Origin of the sequence: Oryzomonas rubra (assembly GCF_008369015.1) — a bacterium.
GTDB lineage: Bacteria > Desulfobacterota > Desulfuromonadia > Geobacterales > Pseudopelobacteraceae > Oryzomonas > Oryzomonas japonica.
This window is the reverse complement of sequence record NZ_SRSD01000007.1, coordinates 148934-165645: the sequence shown is the minus strand read 5'-3', so window position 1 is coordinate 165645 and position 16712 is coordinate 148934. Positions and strand designations below refer to the sequence as shown.

The 16712-nt window shown below is 51.8% G+C and carries 14 protein-coding genes; 2 read left to right on the top strand and 12 right to left on the bottom strand.

The annotated features are described in order from the left end of the window. Positions 1–3 precede the first annotated feature (3 nt). On the bottom strand, positions 4–2649 hold the full coding sequence (gene prsT, locus ET418_RS12500) for an XrtA/PEP-CTERM system TPR-repeat protein PrsT (protein WP_149307969.1): 2646 nt from the start codon (positions 2647–2649) through the stop codon (positions 4–6). A 739-nt stretch (positions 2650–3388) separates the two neighbouring features. On the opposite strand from prsT, the gene ET418_RS12495 reads away from it, so the two are divergent. Beyond that, a complete protein-coding gene (locus ET418_RS12495; protein ID WP_149307967.1) occupies positions 3389–3742 on the top strand; it encodes a PilZ domain-containing protein in 354 nt (117 codons plus the stop codon). A 95-nt stretch (positions 3743–3837) separates the two neighbouring features. Further along, complete coding sequence (locus ET418_RS12490) at positions 3838–4707, top strand: ATP-grasp domain-containing protein (RefSeq protein ID WP_149307965.1); 870 nt, start codon at positions 3838–3840, stop codon at positions 4705–4707. A gap of 165 nt (positions 4708–4872) precedes the next feature. Here ET418_RS12490 and ET418_RS12485 read toward each other — a convergent pair whose 3' ends face one another. From ET418_RS12485 to ET418_RS12435, 11 genes are all read right to left on the bottom strand, one after another. After that, positions 4873–5874, bottom strand: a complete 1002-nt coding sequence (locus tag ET418_RS12485; protein WP_149307963.1) for a hypothetical protein — start codon at positions 5872–5874, stop codon at positions 4873–4875. Positions 5875–5956: 82 nt separating this feature from the next. Next, positions 5957–6889 carry a glycosyltransferase family 2 protein gene (locus tag ET418_RS12480; RefSeq protein WP_188055517.1) on the bottom strand — a complete coding sequence of 311 codons (933 nt, stop codon included), beginning with the start codon at positions 6887–6889 and terminating at the stop codon, positions 5957–5959. A gap of 245 nt (positions 6890–7134) precedes the next feature. Further along, the gene (locus ET418_RS12475; RefSeq protein ID WP_188055515.1) at positions 7135–7923 is read right to left on the bottom strand and encodes a glycosyltransferase; all 789 of its coding nucleotides are present in this window, start codon (positions 7921–7923) and stop codon (positions 7135–7137) included. Next, positions 7905–8642: a class I SAM-dependent methyltransferase gene (locus ET418_RS12470; RefSeq protein ID WP_149307957.1), complete on the bottom strand. Its 738-nt coding sequence runs from the start codon at positions 8640–8642 to the stop codon at positions 7905–7907. Before ET418_RS12470 ends, ET418_RS12475 begins: the two co-directional genes overlap by 19 nt. 67 nt (positions 8643–8709) lie before the next feature. Beyond that, positions 8710–9087 carry a PilZ domain-containing protein gene (locus ET418_RS12465; protein WP_149307955.1) on the bottom strand — a complete coding sequence of 126 codons (378 nt, stop codon included), beginning with the start codon at positions 9085–9087 and terminating at the stop codon, positions 8710–8712. A gap of 120 nt (positions 9088–9207) precedes the next feature. Then, complete coding sequence (locus ET418_RS12460) at positions 9208–11019, bottom strand: coiled-coil domain-containing protein (RefSeq protein ID WP_149307953.1); 1812 nt, start codon at positions 11017–11019, stop codon at positions 9208–9210. Between the two features lie 208 nt (positions 11020–11227). After that, positions 11228–12880, bottom strand: a complete 1653-nt coding sequence (locus ET418_RS12455; protein ID WP_149307951.1) for a hypothetical protein — start codon at positions 12878–12880, stop codon at positions 11228–11230. After that, complete coding sequence (locus tag ET418_RS12450; RefSeq protein WP_149307949.1) at positions 12877–14424, bottom strand: ArnT family glycosyltransferase; 1548 nt, start codon at positions 14422–14424, stop codon at positions 12877–12879. The genes ET418_RS12455 and ET418_RS12450 overlap by 4 nt, the downstream gene beginning before the upstream one ends. A 21-nt stretch (positions 14425–14445) precedes the next feature. Then, complete coding sequence (locus ET418_RS12445) at positions 14446–14787, bottom strand: DUF192 domain-containing protein (RefSeq protein WP_149307947.1); 342 nt, start codon at positions 14785–14787, stop codon at positions 14446–14448. Continuing rightward, positions 14788–15405 carry an outer membrane beta-barrel protein gene (locus ET418_RS12440; protein WP_149307945.1) on the bottom strand — a complete coding sequence of 206 codons (618 nt, stop codon included), beginning with the start codon at positions 15403–15405 and terminating at the stop codon, positions 14788–14790. A 20-nt stretch (positions 15406–15425) separates the two neighbouring features. Continuing rightward, a complete protein-coding gene (locus tag ET418_RS12435) occupies positions 15426–16685 on the bottom strand; it encodes a hypothetical protein (protein WP_149307943.1) in 1260 nt (419 codons plus the stop codon). Positions 16686–16712: the final 27 nt, after the last annotated feature.

Below are 16712 nucleotides of genomic sequence, written 5' to 3'. Positions count from 1 at the left end.
GTCTCATTTTCTCAGTTCAGAGAGCATCGATTTAGCGGCATTTGCATCGGCAAAGTCACCGAGCGTAAGGGCCTTTTGTAAGGTTCGCACTGCATTTATCTTATCACCGGACTTCCTGTATGCAAGTGCCAGGTGGTAAGCGATCGTTGGATTATTCTGGAGGAGATTGGCGGCCTTTTCCAGAACCTTCTTCGCATCGTCTATTCGGCGGTTTTTCAGCAAGGCATATCCCAGTGTGTCCATGACTCCGGCATTCCCTGGTTCCAGCTTAAAGGCAACGATTGCCAGCCGCAGGGCTTCTTCCTTTTTGCCGTAACCTTCCGCGCAGAGATAGGCCAGATTGTTCAGAGCCGGTACATAGGTATGTGATTTTTCAAGACAGAGCCGATATTTCTCGACTGCTTCCCTCTGTTTCCCTTTCAGGTCAAATATTGCCCCCTGGGCGTAAATGGCCGGCACGTAATCAGGTTTTTTACGCTCGGCATTGACATACGCAACCATAGCCTGGTCATAATCCTTTTGGGTTTCAAAGAGCTTTCCCAAAAAGAGCAGTGCATTCACGTTATCGGGGTCTACGCGCAAACCATTCTTCACTTCCCTGATCGCGCCTGCATAGTTTTTTTGGTTTTCGTAAACGGAACCGAGCAACACATATCCACGTGCCGAGCCCGGATATTTGGTGATGACCTTGCGCGCCTGTTCTACCGCCTTGGCAGTGTTCTTCATGGCTACATAGGTATTTACTTTCAGGACAATGCCCGCTTCCGGGTTGAGGGCTTCCACGTCGTCAAAAATCTTAACAGCTTCTTTATACTTCTTATCGGCAACCAGGATACGCCCTTTCATCTCAAGGGCTGAAACATCGCGCGGGTTAACCTTTATTGCTTCATCCAGCACCTTTATCGCCTTGGCGGTTTCCTTCTTTTTCAGATGATGGCTTGCCTGCGCCAAAAATGCCGCGGGGATATTGGCATCTTTTGCCTTCTGGTAATAGACAAGGGCTGACCGGTCGTCGCCCTTTATTTCATATAAAGCCGCCAGCCCAAGCATTGCCTGGGCATTATGCGGATCATTGCGATAAAGGGTGCCGTACTCGTCAATGGCTTTGTCATAATTACCCGCAACGGCATAATATGTAGCCAGACTCTGGTAGGACGCGGGCAGCAGCGGGTCAATCTCTTTCGCTTTTTGCAGGTTTTTGATACCTTCAGCCTGCTTACTTTCGGAGAAGTTGAGGGCCGCCAAGGCATTATATAGCGGGGCATCGCTCTTTTTTCCCGTCAAACCGGACTTGAGGACAAACAGCGCCTTGGAGTTATTTCCCTTCCGCATATAGTAAGAGGCGAGTAGCAGGCGACTATTCAGGGAATCGGGAGCCATCTTGACAGCCGCTGCAAGCTCCATTTCTCCCTCGGTATTTTTCCCACGGCTCAAATAGTAATAACCCTTTTTCTGATAGGCATCGACCATCTTGGGATCAGCTTTTGTCGCTCGATTCAGCTCCTGCATGCCCTCATCGAACATCCCCTTTGCCATATAGGCATTGCCAAGCATGTTGTGAGCAACCGCATCCCTGTCATCCTGCCGCAGTACCTTATTGATCTCGGCAATCGCATCATCAGTCCGCCTTTGTGTCAGGAGAATTGCGCCCGTCATGAGCCGGGCCTGCCGTGAAGTGGGCACAACGTCAAGGATCTTGCGAAATTGACTCAAGGCGGTTTCAAGTTCACCCAGATTATAGTAACAGAGCCCGAGAAAGTAATATCCTTCCGAGGTGGGCATAATCTTTATGGAATTCTGAAGTTGAGTGGCGGCCTCCGCATATTTTTTTCGCTGGTAACTGACCAATCCTTTCAGACGATAGCCATCGGATCTTTTGGGAAACGTTTTGATCATCTCGTCAGAGGTTTTCTCAGCCTGATCCAGTTCCCCCCTTTCAATACGAATCAACCCGGACTTGTAACTGGCAAGTGCCTCCGAGCGGTTGATTGCGAGAATTTTCTGATAAATCTCCAATGCCTTGTCAGTATTTCCCGCACTTTTTTCCATGGCGGCGAGCATATAATATGCGCGGGGGTTTTTCGGGTCCTCGGCCACGATTTCATCCAGAAGACCTTTTGCCTTTGGCTCTTTTCCTGCGGCCACGTAGAGTGCTGCCAGTTCGAGCTTTGTCCTCGAACGCCGGGGGTCTGCTTTGAGGGCCTGCAACAGATAACTCGCCGCTTCGTCATACCTCTTACTCGCAGCACACGCTATCCCCAGAGTCTCCAAGCACTCGGCGCTGCCGGGATGTTTGGCGAGGTACCGCCCCGCCAACTTGAAAGCCTCGTCAGTTTTCTTTGCAGAAACCATAAGTTTTGCCAATTCCAGCAAAACTTCATCACGGGAAGGATTTTGCTTCAGAACCTTGGTAAACTCTCTTTCCGCCTGTTCCCGCTTTCCCAAGGCGGCGTATGCCTTTGCCAACTGGAAACGCGCATCGCTGTAATTTTCATCTTTCTCCAAAGCACTTCTGAAAAGGACCACGGCAGCGTTCGAATTGGAACCATTCAGTTGCTTAAGCCCCTCGCTGAACAACTCCTCCTTCGACTTGCCGCCACAAGCAGAACAAACAAACAAGACCAAGGCAACCCAAAAAATTCTAAGCACTTTAACTCCCTCCTGGCTGAGACGAAGACCTTTTTCAAGACATGCTTCATGCACGGTTTCAGAGAAAGCGGTCGCTCTCTATCCTGTTAACCTTGCCGCAAGCTCAAATCCAGACGCTTCGTCCCCCATTCCGGCGGTAAGCTTTGCAGCTCTCCCCCATTTCACATCAGCTCGCATTAACACGCTATTGCCCCGTGAATTTACGAACAAGGACGCCCTCCAGGGCCCCCAATCTGCTTTCTTCATAATCCAAACACTGCTGTCGAAAAAATTAACAACAAAGCAGCCACAAAAGAGAGCCCCATAAATACATAAATTAAAACAGCTATTTATATCTACGGCATATAAATTGCTTTAAAAACTACCAAACATACATGGCTTTTCAGGGGCTATTTTGTGCTGCAAAAAAAAGAGGCGGCATGCACGTTTTAATGGCCGACCTTTGCAGCGTCAGCCATGCAAAAGCCTAACGCCGACATCAAATGCAAACGTCGGGCCAAAGTATTTCAACACAAGCAAAACACAATATAACACTGTTTAACATTACAGGGATAAGTAACACAGACTAGCACTACACATTGTTAGACAAATATAATTAATATTGCAATTATGCATTAATGCATATATTATTTTGATATTCCTTATTTAGAAATTTCATAAACAGTATTATAAATTTAAATTGTAATCAACACATTTTAATGCTGCTTTCTCGTAATATGAGTAGCGGGGAGACATCAAAATGGAGAAGAGAAATTTTACTCGGGTTACTTTTTCCGGCGGAGCCTCAATTAAGTATAAAGAGCAAATTTTTTGGGGAAATATAGGAAATGTAAGCTTGCAAGGCTTCTTTATCAAAACAAAGCATGACCTGCCGCTCGACAATCCCCTGGAAGTAACCATCTATCAATCGCCCAACTCTTCAATCTATTTGAATGCCTGCGTAGTTCGTAGCGAAGAGGACGGAGTGGGCATGAAAATCAGCGGGCTGGATGTGAACTCTTTTGTTCGCCTCAGGGAGGTGATCTCACAACAATGCAACGATCAAACGCTTATAATGCATGAAACCTATAAAATGGCGAACTGCATTCACTGACTATTGCCATTGCTTAACCACTCAAATCTATTGCCCGAGCGACCAGCACGTACCGCTGCCCCTCCTTTCTCCCACAGATGATACATGGAACCCCCATGAACCTCACTAAGAAGCGAATCGTCGTTCTGTTCCACAGCGGTAATTGCGTTACCGGGGTCACAAAATACAGCGTTGATCACCTCGCCAGATACTGGCGCGAGGACGGGCACGAAGTCGTTTATCTGTTTGGGACAAAAACCTATGTGCCGGCAGACATCGTACTCTTGCACGTGGACCTGTCGGTCGTCCCCGATCAATACCTCGCCTTCGCCTCGCGCTATCCGATTGTCCTCAATGGGCAAATCCGGGACATTCGCAAGTCTGTTGTCAGCACCCAGCTCGTCGATCCGCACCAATCGTGGATCGGGCCCGTCATAGTGAAGTCTAATTTCAACTACGGAGGTGCGCCTGAGCAATCGTTGACGCCGGGGTGGCTCACCAAACACTCCAGCGCTTGGCGCACGGCATGCCAAGTCATGGACCGGCTCACCGGTCGGGAGGCGATTACAGACTGGACGGAGTACCGGGTTTACGACAGCGTCAAAGAAGTTCCATCGTCTTTTTTCAAACGGAGCGACGTTGTGGTCGAACGATTTCTCCCGGAGCGTGAGAACGGCTTGTATCATCTGCGCATGTTCCAGGTGCTCGGCGACCGCTGGACCTGTATGAGGATCGCGTCCCCCCACCCTGTGTTCAAGGCCTCGATGAGCGTCTCGTCGGAAGAGATCGAACCGCACTCCGAAGTCTACACATGGCGCAAGCAATTTAACCTCGATTACGGAAAGTTGGATTATCTCGTCCACGAGGGGCGTCCCGTGCTAATTGATGTCAACAAGACGACAGGGGCGTCGAGCCAGGTGGCCGGGGCCCCTTTGCAGGCGATGCGCCGTCGGATCGCCGAGGGGCTGTACAGCTATTTCACCTAGAGTCCCGTGCGGTTTGCGGTTAGTCGCGAGAAGTAATTCCGAGTTGTTTTTTGCTGGTGCCAAGGCGCGGCGGTGCGAGTGCTGGAGGGGCTACATCAAGGGGCCGCAACGACGGCAGCGTACAAAAGAGCCGGGGGCACGGGTACGAACTAACCGCACGGGACACTACCTGGGCGCGCTGTTTGGCGGGCAAGACGAAGCGAACGTGACATGTGCCATTGGTGCCGGCAGCACGTCGGAGAATTCCAACCGCACACAGTCGTAGTGGTCGACATTTCTACTCGTGAGGAGCAGCGGACAAAGCCGTCCCTTGTCGTTGCGACAGAGCACCAACTCACCGGCCTGCGTGCGCTGATCACCGCCCGGGAATGGGCGGAATCCGAGCGTCGCACCGGTTGCCCGCTGGGTCATGTGGACGTCTTTGATCAGCCTGTCGAAGAGGTAGTTGGTGACGCAACCGGTCAGGCGGTACCGATGCATGCGTTCGGCGGCCTCGGCCGCGGTGACGGGGCGCCCGAGGAAACGCGCCACATTGTCGACAGCCTGTGGCGACGGGTCGGAATCGGGAGGCTCAACCGTGGCATCTCTCAGGAGCCGGTCATACTCCTCGAGGTCAAATTCCTCTGACTCGACAATCAGGCCAACACGGTGCGAAATGCGCATCTCGTCGATCAGTTGACGAAACTTTCGCACGTATCCCTCCGTGAGATCGAGAGGAATGTCGTTCGTGCGCAAGCCACAGAGGTTATCGACGACAAGAAAGAAGTGTGCACCGGGCGGATACAACTCGACTATGCGGCGACAGAGCGCGTTAATCTGCGAAAGGATAAGAAGCTCGGAGAGACCGACATCGTAGGTTAGCGGCAAAATTCCTGGGCGGGTCGTGGCGTGGTAGCCCGGTCCGATATCGTAGAAAAACTTCAGGGCTCCGCCTGTCGACATCCGTCTGCGTAGCATGGTCACGACATCATTGCGATAGCACTCGGTTTTGTTCCGCCCCAGATAGCAGAACGCGCGGCTTGTGAGCACCGTAAAGAGTTCATTGGCAAGCAGCGCATCGTCGATTGAGCCCGCGTCCGGGGGGCTTGGCAAGGGCACGATACCCGCAAGCACATCGCTGAGGTAGGCGCCTACCTCGTGATTAATCGCTTGGCTGACTACCATCACATTTCAGCCTCACTCTCATGTTTATCGTTGATCGTGCAACGCGTTTGTACCTATTCATCGTTTTTTACGCCTCAAACTCTATTCATTTGCCGACATCCAGACATTCTTGTTTAGCTCTTTTCCTGTATTGGTATATATTTCCTCTTAAAATCCAATAATTAATTCCCAAGTCAATCCTTTTATCATAATCATAACAATATATGATTCTCCTCATAGCCGTTTCAAAGAGCTTTCTAAAAAGATATCGAGGCGCGTTGAACCAATAAGTGGCATTCGGCAGTTCGTATAGCTGCGCCATAGAACGCCCATATCTGAATGCCCTTCCATATAACCAAGCAACTTCTAACTGCTCACGTCGAATTTGGTGATAAACTAAAGCGTTAGGCAAAAATACCGCGTTCATCCCGGACTCTTCCAGTTTCATGAGCAGTTCGGTCTCGCTGCCCATTATGTAATTATCCCCATTGGGACCTATATCTGGATTAAATTGCCACCCTTCAAGAAAAATATTGGAACGGATGGCCATATTGGGTCCCCAAATCTTATGCGGTGGACAGTGCCCTTCTCCAGTGTCCCAGTTTACAACGACATAGGCTCCTTTGAAAAATTTGTGAGCTTCTGATATCGGACTTTTCGTCTCAGGAGGATACTGGGGCAATATCCTTCCTCCAAATACGGAAACGTCAGGCCATCTCATTGAACCGTCCCGCATCTCCATCAACCAATTATGATCTGCTATAACATCATCGTCAGTAAATACAAAAAGATCTCCTGTTGCCAGTTTAACCGCTTTATTCAGCGCATTATTCTTTCCACGTTTTTTTTCTACAAGATACCTAATGGGTAATTTATTGTTAAAGCCAAGAACTATTTGCTCGGTCTTTGGATCACCATAATTATCAACTACAAAAATTTCCCAACTCAATCCATCAGTTATGATGTTGCAAAAACTGTCGAGAGTTCGGGACAATATTTCATTACGTTTATATGTTGCAAGCATCACCGTTATGTTCATGCAACGGTCCTCATAACGCATGTGGATATTCCGGAGCAATTGTCCCCTTCCCCTAAGACGGGCAGGGGCCTTATCGTGTTGTTGTATTATACCGTAATTTTCCCTCTTAGCTGGTCGTCAAATTTCAACCCTATTTTTTTCAAATTTGATCTGCAACCCCAACCTTCAAATAAAACCCTTCGCGGTTTTAGTCATAAATACCCGATTACAACTTCCGTCGTACCCCCCCTGACATAATTACTCACTCAGGCTCTTTCAGGGGTGCCGAGATACCTTTCATAAGTCTTGCAGGCAGGGGTACGCAGATAATAAAAGAGGGTGCAGAACTCAAAGGCACCCGTGAAGAAGTCTCTCCATTTAAGCTTTGAGCCCTTTACATCCACCCATTGCAAAAGAGGAAACTCAACCCATCTGGAACTTGCCTCCGGTGGGGATACGTTCATGACAATGGGAAACCGGGCGAGCATTTCAACATCAAACGTCCAAGCGACCTTGAAGGGCTTACCGAAGACGTGTCGTAAGGCCTCGCTGTTCCTGAATATCTTGGCCCCGCACTGGGTGTCGTAAATGCTGATATTGAGCAAGATCGATGCGCATGTCGCGAAGGCCCTGCCAAAGTAGTGCCGCAAGACATTACGCTCGATCCTTCGGCCAAGCAGGCGTACACGTGAGCCAATAACTATTTCTGCGCCTGAAGATTCGAGCAACCGGCTAAAATCTCCTATGACGTCAAGGGGAGTCGCCAGATCGGCGTCCCAGTACCCTATATAATCGTAGGCGCCCAGAAGTGACGTGAGCATGCCCTGGCGCACTGCCTCGGCCTTGCCTGAGTTTTTCTCCAGATTTACAATTTCTACCTGGGCAGGATTTTTATCTTTCAGAGAGGTAAGAATCTGCCGTGTGCTATCCGTACTCCCATCGTTGACAAAGAGAAACGACAGGTCGCTGTTGTTATCCAGGGCGTCCAGAAAAGCCTTCGGGTTCAGCCGCGTTGCTTCGTTATAGCATGGAACGATTATCCTCGTTTTTCGCATAAAACCCATCCCGTAAGTCCAGGTATCTTTATGCCCAAACGGCTGGCTGAAATCAAAAGGCTATTATCACTATCAAAAACCATCTCGATGACCCTGGTGATGACCTCGCCCCGATCCCAGTTCCCAACGCCATCCGACTCCTTGCCGATATTCAGGAGTTTATAGAGGACAAGTTTCGGCAACAGAAGGGTGGAAAAAAGATAGCCGGAGGAAAGGACTTTGAGTCCGCACCTTGTTGTCAATGCAACAAGTTCTTTCAGATTGTAACGCCGGTAATGCCCGAGGAAGACATCGTGCCTGCCGAAGAGGGATTGGAAAGCGGGAACTGTTATCATGACCTTGCCATCTCTGGGGGCATACCTGTCAACGATATCCGTCAGGAATTTCCGGTCAGCTTCCACATGCTCTATCACGTCAAGGAGGAGTATGAGATCATACGCCCCTTTTTCAGGCATTTCCCGGCAGTACTTCATGCCGCTGGAACGGTTGTTAAGCTCGCATATCAATTCATCGGTCAGGTTTATATCTACAGCCGTTACCTCTTTGCTTGTCAGGCTATTGAAAATATTTCCGGAGATGAAACCGTCGCCACACCCCACATCAAGAGCTGTGATCCCCTCAAACATGACAGGAGCCAGAATTTTGTGCAGAGCCTTGAGTCGTGCAACCTCCCACGGGTGTTTTTTCGCATGGGTTATGGTAAATTCCTTTAAATCCATTCGCTCCTGCTCAACCGAGTGATCCGGGGATTAAACCGTGCAACAGCAGATACCATCAGGATGGCGCTCAGTCATTTACGATCTTGACATAGTTGGCCATTTTATACGTCTCGCTCATTATCATGGCAGGGGCATTACTTTTTAAGGAAACGGCGTCAATCAGCCTGACAAAGGAATCCGCATCGAGTTCATCAATCTTCATGCCCATGCCCACTTCTTCACAGTGGATCGTACTCGCACGCACATTGATGGAAGAATGGGGCGGGTGATAGATGGTAACGTCTAACGGCAAATCCAATGGCATGTCTGGTTTTACAGTGCTTGATGTTCTGATATAGAATCCCTGTAAGCTCAAATTTTCAACGGTGCCCCATACGAGGTGATTGTTGTAAGAAATTGACGCACCATCAGAGAAATCAACCCTGGTAAAGTTTCTGTTTTCCATTTTGCATTACCCCGAGGATTACTCAAAGATAGTTGTTCCCCGCCAGACAGTACCCGGTGAAAAGGTTCTAAAACATATACAGGTAAATAGTAATCGCATAATGCCTTCTTGTCAAAAGACCTATTCAGAATACTCCTTCCAGACAAGACCGGATGCCGATTCGAATTTTGTTATACTGTCGCCATCTTCGATGCTGCCCGTAAATGCGGCATCGTCATCCCAGAGTATCCCTTCCGGCATGAGTATTCTGGCCACAACTTCCTTTCCGCCAACGGTACGCGGACGCACGGTCTTTTTAACCCGCTTTGCCGTTGCTTCATAGAGAATCAGTGAAAAGGAAGCGTCGCAATTGCCGCAATGTTTTTGCGAAAACGTATAGACCCCTTCTTTGGTCTTCTCGATTACAGCCTCCCGGATGTCCGCGCTGGCTGTCACTATGACCGGAAAGACCGGTATCCCGTTACGGGACTCGGTACGGGTGAAGGGTCTGTCCCGCCTCGATTTCTCGAATTTTTTGAAGGTGACCGTCAAAGGTGGGTATTTTTTGCCGGAGATGACCAGCTTAAGATCTCCCGTAACAATCGGGACAGGAATGCCTTTTGCCTCGCGACTGGTCTGCATCTTGGCCAGTTGGCCCAACAAACTCTTCTCTGCCGCCAATCTGTTATTTTCCTGAAATATCCGGTCCTTTTTCTGCTGTTCGATCTTGCGAAGCGCATCTTCGCGGCTTTTGCTGTCATGCACCGCCTGTTCGCGGGCAAGTTGCTCCTGACGGGCCTTCTCGCGGGCAAGCCGTTCGTTCTCTGCCCTGAGGAGTTCCGCCTCGCGTGCTTTTTGCTCCTGCTCTGCCGCCAGCCGAGCCCGCCGTTCCTGGGAGGCCCGTTTATGCTCGGCAAGTTCACGTGCCTTGCGCTCCTGTTCTGCTTTGCGGAGTGCTTCTTCACGGCTCGTGCGGTCGCGTTCCGCCTGCTCGCGGGCTAGTTGTTCCTGACGGGCCTTCTCCTGGGCAAGCCGCTTCTGCTCGACGCGTTCACGGGCCTTACGTTCCAGCTCTGCTGTACGGAGTGCCTCTTCACGGCTCGTGCGGTCGCGTTCCGCCTGATTGCGGACTAGCTGTTCCTGACGGGCCTTCTCTTGGGCAAGCCGCTTCTGCTCGACGCGTTCACGGGCCTTACGTTCCAGCTCTGCTGTGCGGAGCGCCTCTTCGCGGCTCGTGCGGTCGCGTTCCGCCTGCTCGCGGGCTAGTTGTTGCTGGCGTGCCTTCTCCTGGGCAAGCCGCTTTTGCTCTGCCGCCAGTCGGGTTCTCTGTTCCTGGGCACTTTTCTCCCGCTCCAGGCGTTCCTGCTCTTGGCGCTCCAATGCCAAGCGCACTGACTCAGCTTGCCGAGCAGCTTCCTCCTCTGCCCTGCGCAACTCCTCTTCGTGCAGAACGGCGAGGCGGTCCTTTTCCCGCTCGGCGGCGGGGGATTCACCGACAGCGGCCGCGACCGGTTCTTGCTTCGGGGGTGCATTATCGGTGACCGGTGTTTTGCGTGGCGAAGCCTGGGGCGATGTCGGGAGGGCTGCTGCCATGCTTGTTGCCGCAGGAAGCGGGCTTTTGACGACGAGATGTCCGACAGAAGGTGGAATGACCATCTCGGGGGGGGCACTATCGTCGGCGGACGGGGAGAGGACGGCATCATCTTCTGCCGTCGTTTGTTCCAGGGGTGAGGCTGCCTCTTCAGGGGCGTCTGGGGCAGACGCCATGGTATCGGTGCCAAGCGGTGGATTCGAGGCGCTCTGTTGCAATGGCGGTGAATCATCAGAGGGCACATCTCCGCCGCCAGGGAAGAAAAACGAGGAGAGCCGGAAAAAATCGACCTTTTCCGTGGTTGCAACTACCGGCAGTTGCATTACCGGCGCGATCATGGCAGCAAACATCAGGCTGTGCACGAACAAGGAGCCTAGAGCAGACCAGAACAGGAGCCTGCCGCATGCCTTTCTGCGCGCGAGTATTAAAGCTCTATTTTCGTATGGAGCGTGCAAAGACCACCCTCCAGCACACATCGGGATGACAGCGAAAACGACAATGACGCAACGCAGCCGCCAGGCCTATTGAGCCTGGCCAGCCCCCCAGGTTCGAGTACGAAACGTTTTGAACTCAATTGGCGGGCAAGTCCATCCGCTTCAAGTCTACAACAAAGCATTCACTCTTGGAGAACCTCCACCAGGGAAAATCATTTTTCACTTCATCGATTACCGCAAGCTGCACGTGGGGGTACTTTTCAATCAGGTACTGATATTCCGGGCTGTTTCTTACAAAGATGCTGGCGACCTTGTCGGAATAAATCAGCTTCCACCCGGGCATTGCCTGGAGAAAGCGGGCGAGAACGGAATTGGTATCGAAGAAGAACCACCCGACGGCATATTTATTGAGGACGGTCTCCCAACCGGGTTGTAACGTCGTGACCTTGAAGTATTCCTTCAAAATGCCGGCGGAGTGGTACATGTCAAGCCGTCCGTCGATGAAAACCTTGTACCGGTCGGCAAGCATATAGATCGTCACATCGCCGAACTCATCATTGTTGAAGACGTTGCCAGTGACGTGCTCTCTCTTCAAAAACTCCAGGGCGGCAACCGGCTTGATCGTGGGGTCGAAACTGTAGGATATTTTGCCGGAAACGATAAAGAAAGTTACCACCAGCGTTACCAGAACCGGCCACAGCCCCCCTCGCGCCACGGCATCAACCGAGGCAACGGTAGCCTCACGCCTGCGGAGAAAACGGGTAATCCGGGGGAAATAGCTCTCCATATCATCAGTATCGAGATGGCGGGTAATAATTGGCAGAAAAACCATCGCAAAAATTGGGGTATATCGTACGGAATAAAGGGCCATATTCAGAAAAAACAAGATCAGAATCAGGTGTACCGGCGGCATTCGACGCCGACTGGCAACAAGAGCGGCCACCATGATAAAGAGGAGGTATTTGAGCATCTGCGGTTCGTGAAAGTTTGGCGACAGAAACTCCTGGACACTGTCCATGAGCGTCTTGTCCATGGCCAATTGAAAGGGGAACAGGAAGATTTTGTAACCGAGGGGGTTGAGCAGTGCAGCGACGAGCGACCAGCCCAGAATCTTCAATAATATGACGACCCGTTGCCTGGCCATGGCATCCCATTCCGAATGATCGATGAAATAGAGGGGCAGGTTCCCGGCAAGATAGAGCAATATCAAAAAAATGCCGACAATATACCCGCCATGCAGATTGACCCAGAGGACCATACTCGCGGGGAGCAGCCATGCCCGTATCTCCTCTCCATCCTGCAGTTTCTCCAGGGCGATATACCAGGAGATCATGAACAGCAGAGAAAAAATATGCGGCCGGGCGAGCCAGTGCACCTTGGCAGCAGTAATGAACAGGAGAAGGACGGCTGACGAGAGGAGTATGCCCGCACCACGGTCGCGGAGCATTCGAAAAAAAAACAGGTTGGTGACGGCAATCACCAGCGAGAAGAGAAGCACGACCCCGGGCAATCCCGCCACGTGATGGCATAGGGCCATAGTGATCTCGGCAAGCCATTCGTGGGCGGTCCACGGGAGTTGCGGCCGAATATACGAGAACGGGTCGGAGTGCAGGATGGTGCCGCTCTTCAACATCAGTTCGCCTGCCCTGACATGGTAGCCGGTATCCCCGTCACCGAGCATCCGCATGCCGGCAAAGACCGCGGTATACAGCAGTACGGCGCCGAACAGGACATCGGATATGCGGGGGATCAGGTAATGGCGCAGCTTGAGGACAGATTTCATCGTCATGGCGCGCTCCCCCCGAAGGTCAAGGGAAGTTTCGGATACAGGCGGTTCACGAGGTGAATGTCGCCGGAAGCGACATAACTTTCCGGGAGCAAGACATCCACCCGGAGGCCAGCTGGATTGAATGTGTGTTTACGGTAGTCCGTATTGGCCAGGAAAGCGAACCGGCTGATTTCACGGGGCAGCTCGATCATCTTCATACGGAAGGTTTGTCGATTCTTCCCTCCAAAGAATTCGCGAACCTGCCCATCCGCCGCCACCGCGTACTCGGCCTGATAGGCGGTATATTCCGGGAGGTAGTACATGACATGTCTGAACCCGTAAAATATGTACGGTTCGACGAACAACGCCGTGGTAGCTGGGTCGAACGTATTGAGATGTTTGAGCATGAGGGCAAGATCCCGGTCATGCCTGCGAATAATATATGCAGAAATCGGGTAGGCGGAAAGAAGAAACAGGTAGAGGTTGACGGTGACGAGAAGCGCAGCAATGATGAGATTCCAGTTCCACGACAGCAAGGGCGATAACTCCTGATGGAGAAATTCTACCGTCTTAGCAAGCAGGATACACAGAGGTGGCGTAATGATCAAGACATAGCCGGGGTTTGCGGGGTGGATAAAGATCAACAGGTAAAAAAGAAAGGCCGGCATGATCCAAAAAATGAAAAAGAACCGCTTCTCTTTGTCGATCCGCTCGAACTGGCGCCGTCGAACCACTATATAGCCACACAAAGCGGCGACCACAACCCCAGCGCCAATACTACAAGTAATAAAACCGAGCAGAGTGCGGGCATTAACCAACAGCACCTCAAGGCCTCGTTCGAAAACACTGTTGTGCCCCGTGTTGAAATGCCAGAGTTCCCGGAATGCGGAACCGAATGCCTCCCAGCCGCCGGTGGCATGGATCATCGGTAGAAACCAAGCAAGGGCGACGCAACTGAACGCAATCCCCCCAAGCAGCAGCGAGAGTAGCGGCAATCGTCGGCAGGCATAGATCACTAGCGGGAGAAGAAAAACCGGGGTATTCTGTCTAATACCTCCCGAGAGCGCCAGAATGATGGCAAGCGGCAGCCAGGCCGCGTGCTTCTTTTCGGCAGCTATTTTCCAGCAGAGGTAGGCAATCGTTACACTGAAAAAGCTTTCCAGGCCGTAATTCAGGGCAACTGCACCATGAAACCAGAGATTGGGGCTGGTCATAGCCAGGATAGCCGCAAGGAGCGCACAGCGCATACCGAACATATCACGGGCCAAGAGATAGACCACGACTACACACCCGGCGGTAAATAGCACGCTAAGGGTTATGAAGGCCCGATTTGGATCGTCAACGACCAAACGGACCAGGCGACCCAGCAGGATGTACAGGAAATAGCCGGGGGGATGGGGCTGATGGAGACGGATGTCGTAGTGATCAAGCGCCAGGGCATACTGTACCGAATCCATATGATACAGGAAGCTGCCGGCAAAGGGGATACGGGTCAGAACCGCCACGGAGAACAACAGTAAAGGGACCATCGGCTCCAGTTTGTTGGTGGTGCTAAACAGCTTCATGCAGGCTCCGCAGACAGGGCATCACAGGATTTCAATCGTTTCACCGATGGCAAGGCTGATACCGGCCAGCGTACCGGCCGGCAGTTCGATGACCGATGCTGCACGGCGATAGATCGGGGAGATCCGGTTCGGCGGCAGAGAGGGGATCAGGGCAACCACCCGGTTGGCCCCATCCAGGAAAACGGCATCGATAGCGAACCTCATGCCGATGGTGTGGATGCCTTTGCACGGTTTTATCCAGAGCGCCTCCCCGGAATCGAGCGATTTCCTCCCCAAGAGCCCCTTCATCCGCGCAAAAAGCGAATGGGCCACATGAACGGTTTCGGCCAGCTCCCGTGCCGGCCCTGCGATGATTGCACGCATCTAACGCCAGAAGGTTTCGGGCAGGAACATGCGGAGGCCAAAAGTCCCCTGTACCCAGTACGGATCGTATTCACCAACCTTGGTCGATCCGCTCAAAATGTCGCCGGAGATCGTCCGCACCGCGCGGGCTTCGGCGGTCAGGGCGATCCCCTTGGTCAGAAACCAGTCAACCCCGGCGCTGACATGCCCCCCGTAGGTCCAGTCCAGGTCATAATCGTTGCCGCTCACATGCTTCAAGCTTCCCTTGATAAAATCAGCACCGGCGCCGATGTAGGGCACCACCTTGCCATTGGGGATGAACCGGCATTGAAGACCGAGGCCGATGTCGGTGAGCGTCGCTTCATATGCCTTGCTACCGCCATTTTTCACATCCAGTTTGGGCAAATGGGTGACATCCAGCTCGGCCGCCACATAGTCGCCGAAACCGTAGAGAAGGCCACCACCACCGGCAAACCCAGTCTTTGTCTCGGATGTGCCGTTGATGAAATCGTCCTTCACAGGGGTGGCGAATCCGACCTTGCCGGTAAATCCCAGCCGGTTGGCGATGGTGTCGGCCATGGCGGTGGAGGCGAAAAGTACAAGCACGGAAACGGCAATTGCATTGAAAACCTTATGCATAGTGATCCTCCAGAGAGATATTACTGCCGCAAAATCGTTGCCGACGCCGTTTGCCCCGCACTATCCAACACTGATATCGTCACAGTTTCAGTCCATGGAGATGCGTCAACAAGTGTTGCTGTTACGGTTGTACCGAAACGGCTCACTGTAATGCGTGCCGTATTACTGGAATTAACGGTGTATGGGCCAACGCCCCCGGATATGGCAAACGTTCTCATTGCCCCCGCACCATCGCCAGCGGCAAAGGAGACGTTTGAGGGGGCCAGCGCCAAGGGCGGGACTGTTGTAGTGAGAGAAACTACAAAACCACCATAGGCAGTTAATGGTGTAGTATCATTTGTCACTGCTTGATAAACTATCGAGTCTGTGTGGGTTATATTTATCGGTGGCCCGGTCATGCTTACTCCGACATTAAAAATAGCTGTGCCAGCCGAATCTGTAGTAATTGTTTGTGGTACCGGAGATGTTGATGCAAAATTGGTCAGTTGACTGTATACCGAGAGAGTGACAGGAATACCGACTCGTGGATTTCCGTTTGAATCTGTCACTTTAAATGGAAGCTGCTGCATAAATTCAAAAGGGACACCGACAAAACTTGCATCCAATGTCTTGGTTAGTGAAATAAGAGTCCCGTCAGGATCACTTGGTGCTTTGCCTGTTATGAATGTTATCACCCCTGTCCCTCGGACAATCTGGAAGGTAGTGTAGGCGCGATAGGTATTTGTTCCGATTGTTGTAGAAGCTTCTATAATAACATTCGTGGTGCTAAGCACATTGCCGGCGGTATACACTGCCTCTGCCTTGCCGTTGTTGTCTGTAATCGCATGGTCGATAGAAGGAGAGTTGGGGTATTGCGGATATGTTATGCTCCCAGGGCCCGCAAGAATTTTATAAAAAATATTACTGTTCGGAACTGGTGCGCCAGGGGCTATCTTTATATCTCCACCGGGTGCATTGGGATCAATCAGCACGCCGCCTTGGACACTGAGGCATTGTGCGGTCAGTAACACCGTGCCATTATTGGCATCAATTTGAGGAAGCTTCGTCAAATCAGTCGGTTTTACCAAGTCTGTCGTGAGCGCCAGATTGAAGGTCGGATCCTGGGTTGTAACAGGTGTTGTGCCGGTCCCTGCTCCGCTTCCCGAACCCGACCCGGTGGTACCTGTCGAAAACTGATCGCTCGCCGAACTGTTCGTACCCGCATTCGAGCCGCCGCAGCCCGCCAACGCCAGTGAAGACACCAGCAGAATGAATGGGAGTAGCCGTTTCAGGTATCTCATATGAAATCCCCTCCTGAGGTTCGAGTA

What these genes read in the sequence shown, in the direction of transcription:
- ET418_RS12470 (WP_149307957.1), bottom strand. Translation starts at nt 8,642, where the DNA reads ATGGATTTAAAGGAATTTACCATAACCCATGCGAAAAAACACCCGTGG.
- ET418_RS12435 (WP_149307943.1), bottom strand. Translation starts at nt 16,685, where the DNA reads ATGAGATACCTGAAACGGCTACTCCCATTCATTCTGCTGGTGTCTTCA.
- ET418_RS12495 (WP_149307967.1), top strand. Translation starts at nt 3,389, where the DNA reads ATGGAGAAGAGAAATTTTACTCGGGTTACTTTTTCCGGCGGAGCCTCA.
- ET418_RS12445 (WP_149307947.1), bottom strand. Translation starts at nt 14,787, where the DNA reads ATGCGTGCAATCATCGCAGGGCCGGCACGGGAGCTGGCCGAAACCGTT.
- ET418_RS12465 (WP_149307955.1), bottom strand. Translation starts at nt 9,087, where the DNA reads ATGGAAAACAGAAACTTTACCAGGGTTGATTTCTCTGATGGTGCGTCA.
- ET418_RS12490 (WP_149307965.1), top strand. Translation starts at nt 3,838, where the DNA reads ATGAACCTCACTAAGAAGCGAATCGTCGTTCTGTTCCACAGCGGTAAT.
- ET418_RS12440 (WP_149307945.1), bottom strand. Translation starts at nt 15,405, where the DNA reads ATGCATAAGGTTTTCAATGCAATTGCCGTTTCCGTGCTTGTACTTTTC.
- ET418_RS12480 (WP_188055517.1), bottom strand. Translation starts at nt 6,889, where the DNA reads ATGAACATAACGGTGATGCTTGCAACATATAAACGTAATGAAATATTG.
- ET418_RS12450 (WP_149307949.1), bottom strand. Translation starts at nt 14,424, where the DNA reads ATGAAGCTGTTTAGCACCACCAACAAACTGGAGCCGATGGTCCCTTTA.
- ET418_RS12475 (WP_188055515.1), bottom strand. Translation starts at nt 7,923, where the DNA reads ATGCGAAAAACGAGGATAATCGTTCCATGCTATAACGAAGCAACGCGG.
- ET418_RS12455 (WP_149307951.1), bottom strand. Translation starts at nt 12,880, where the DNA reads ATGACGATGAAATCTGTCCTCAAGCTGCGCCATTACCTGATCCCCCGC.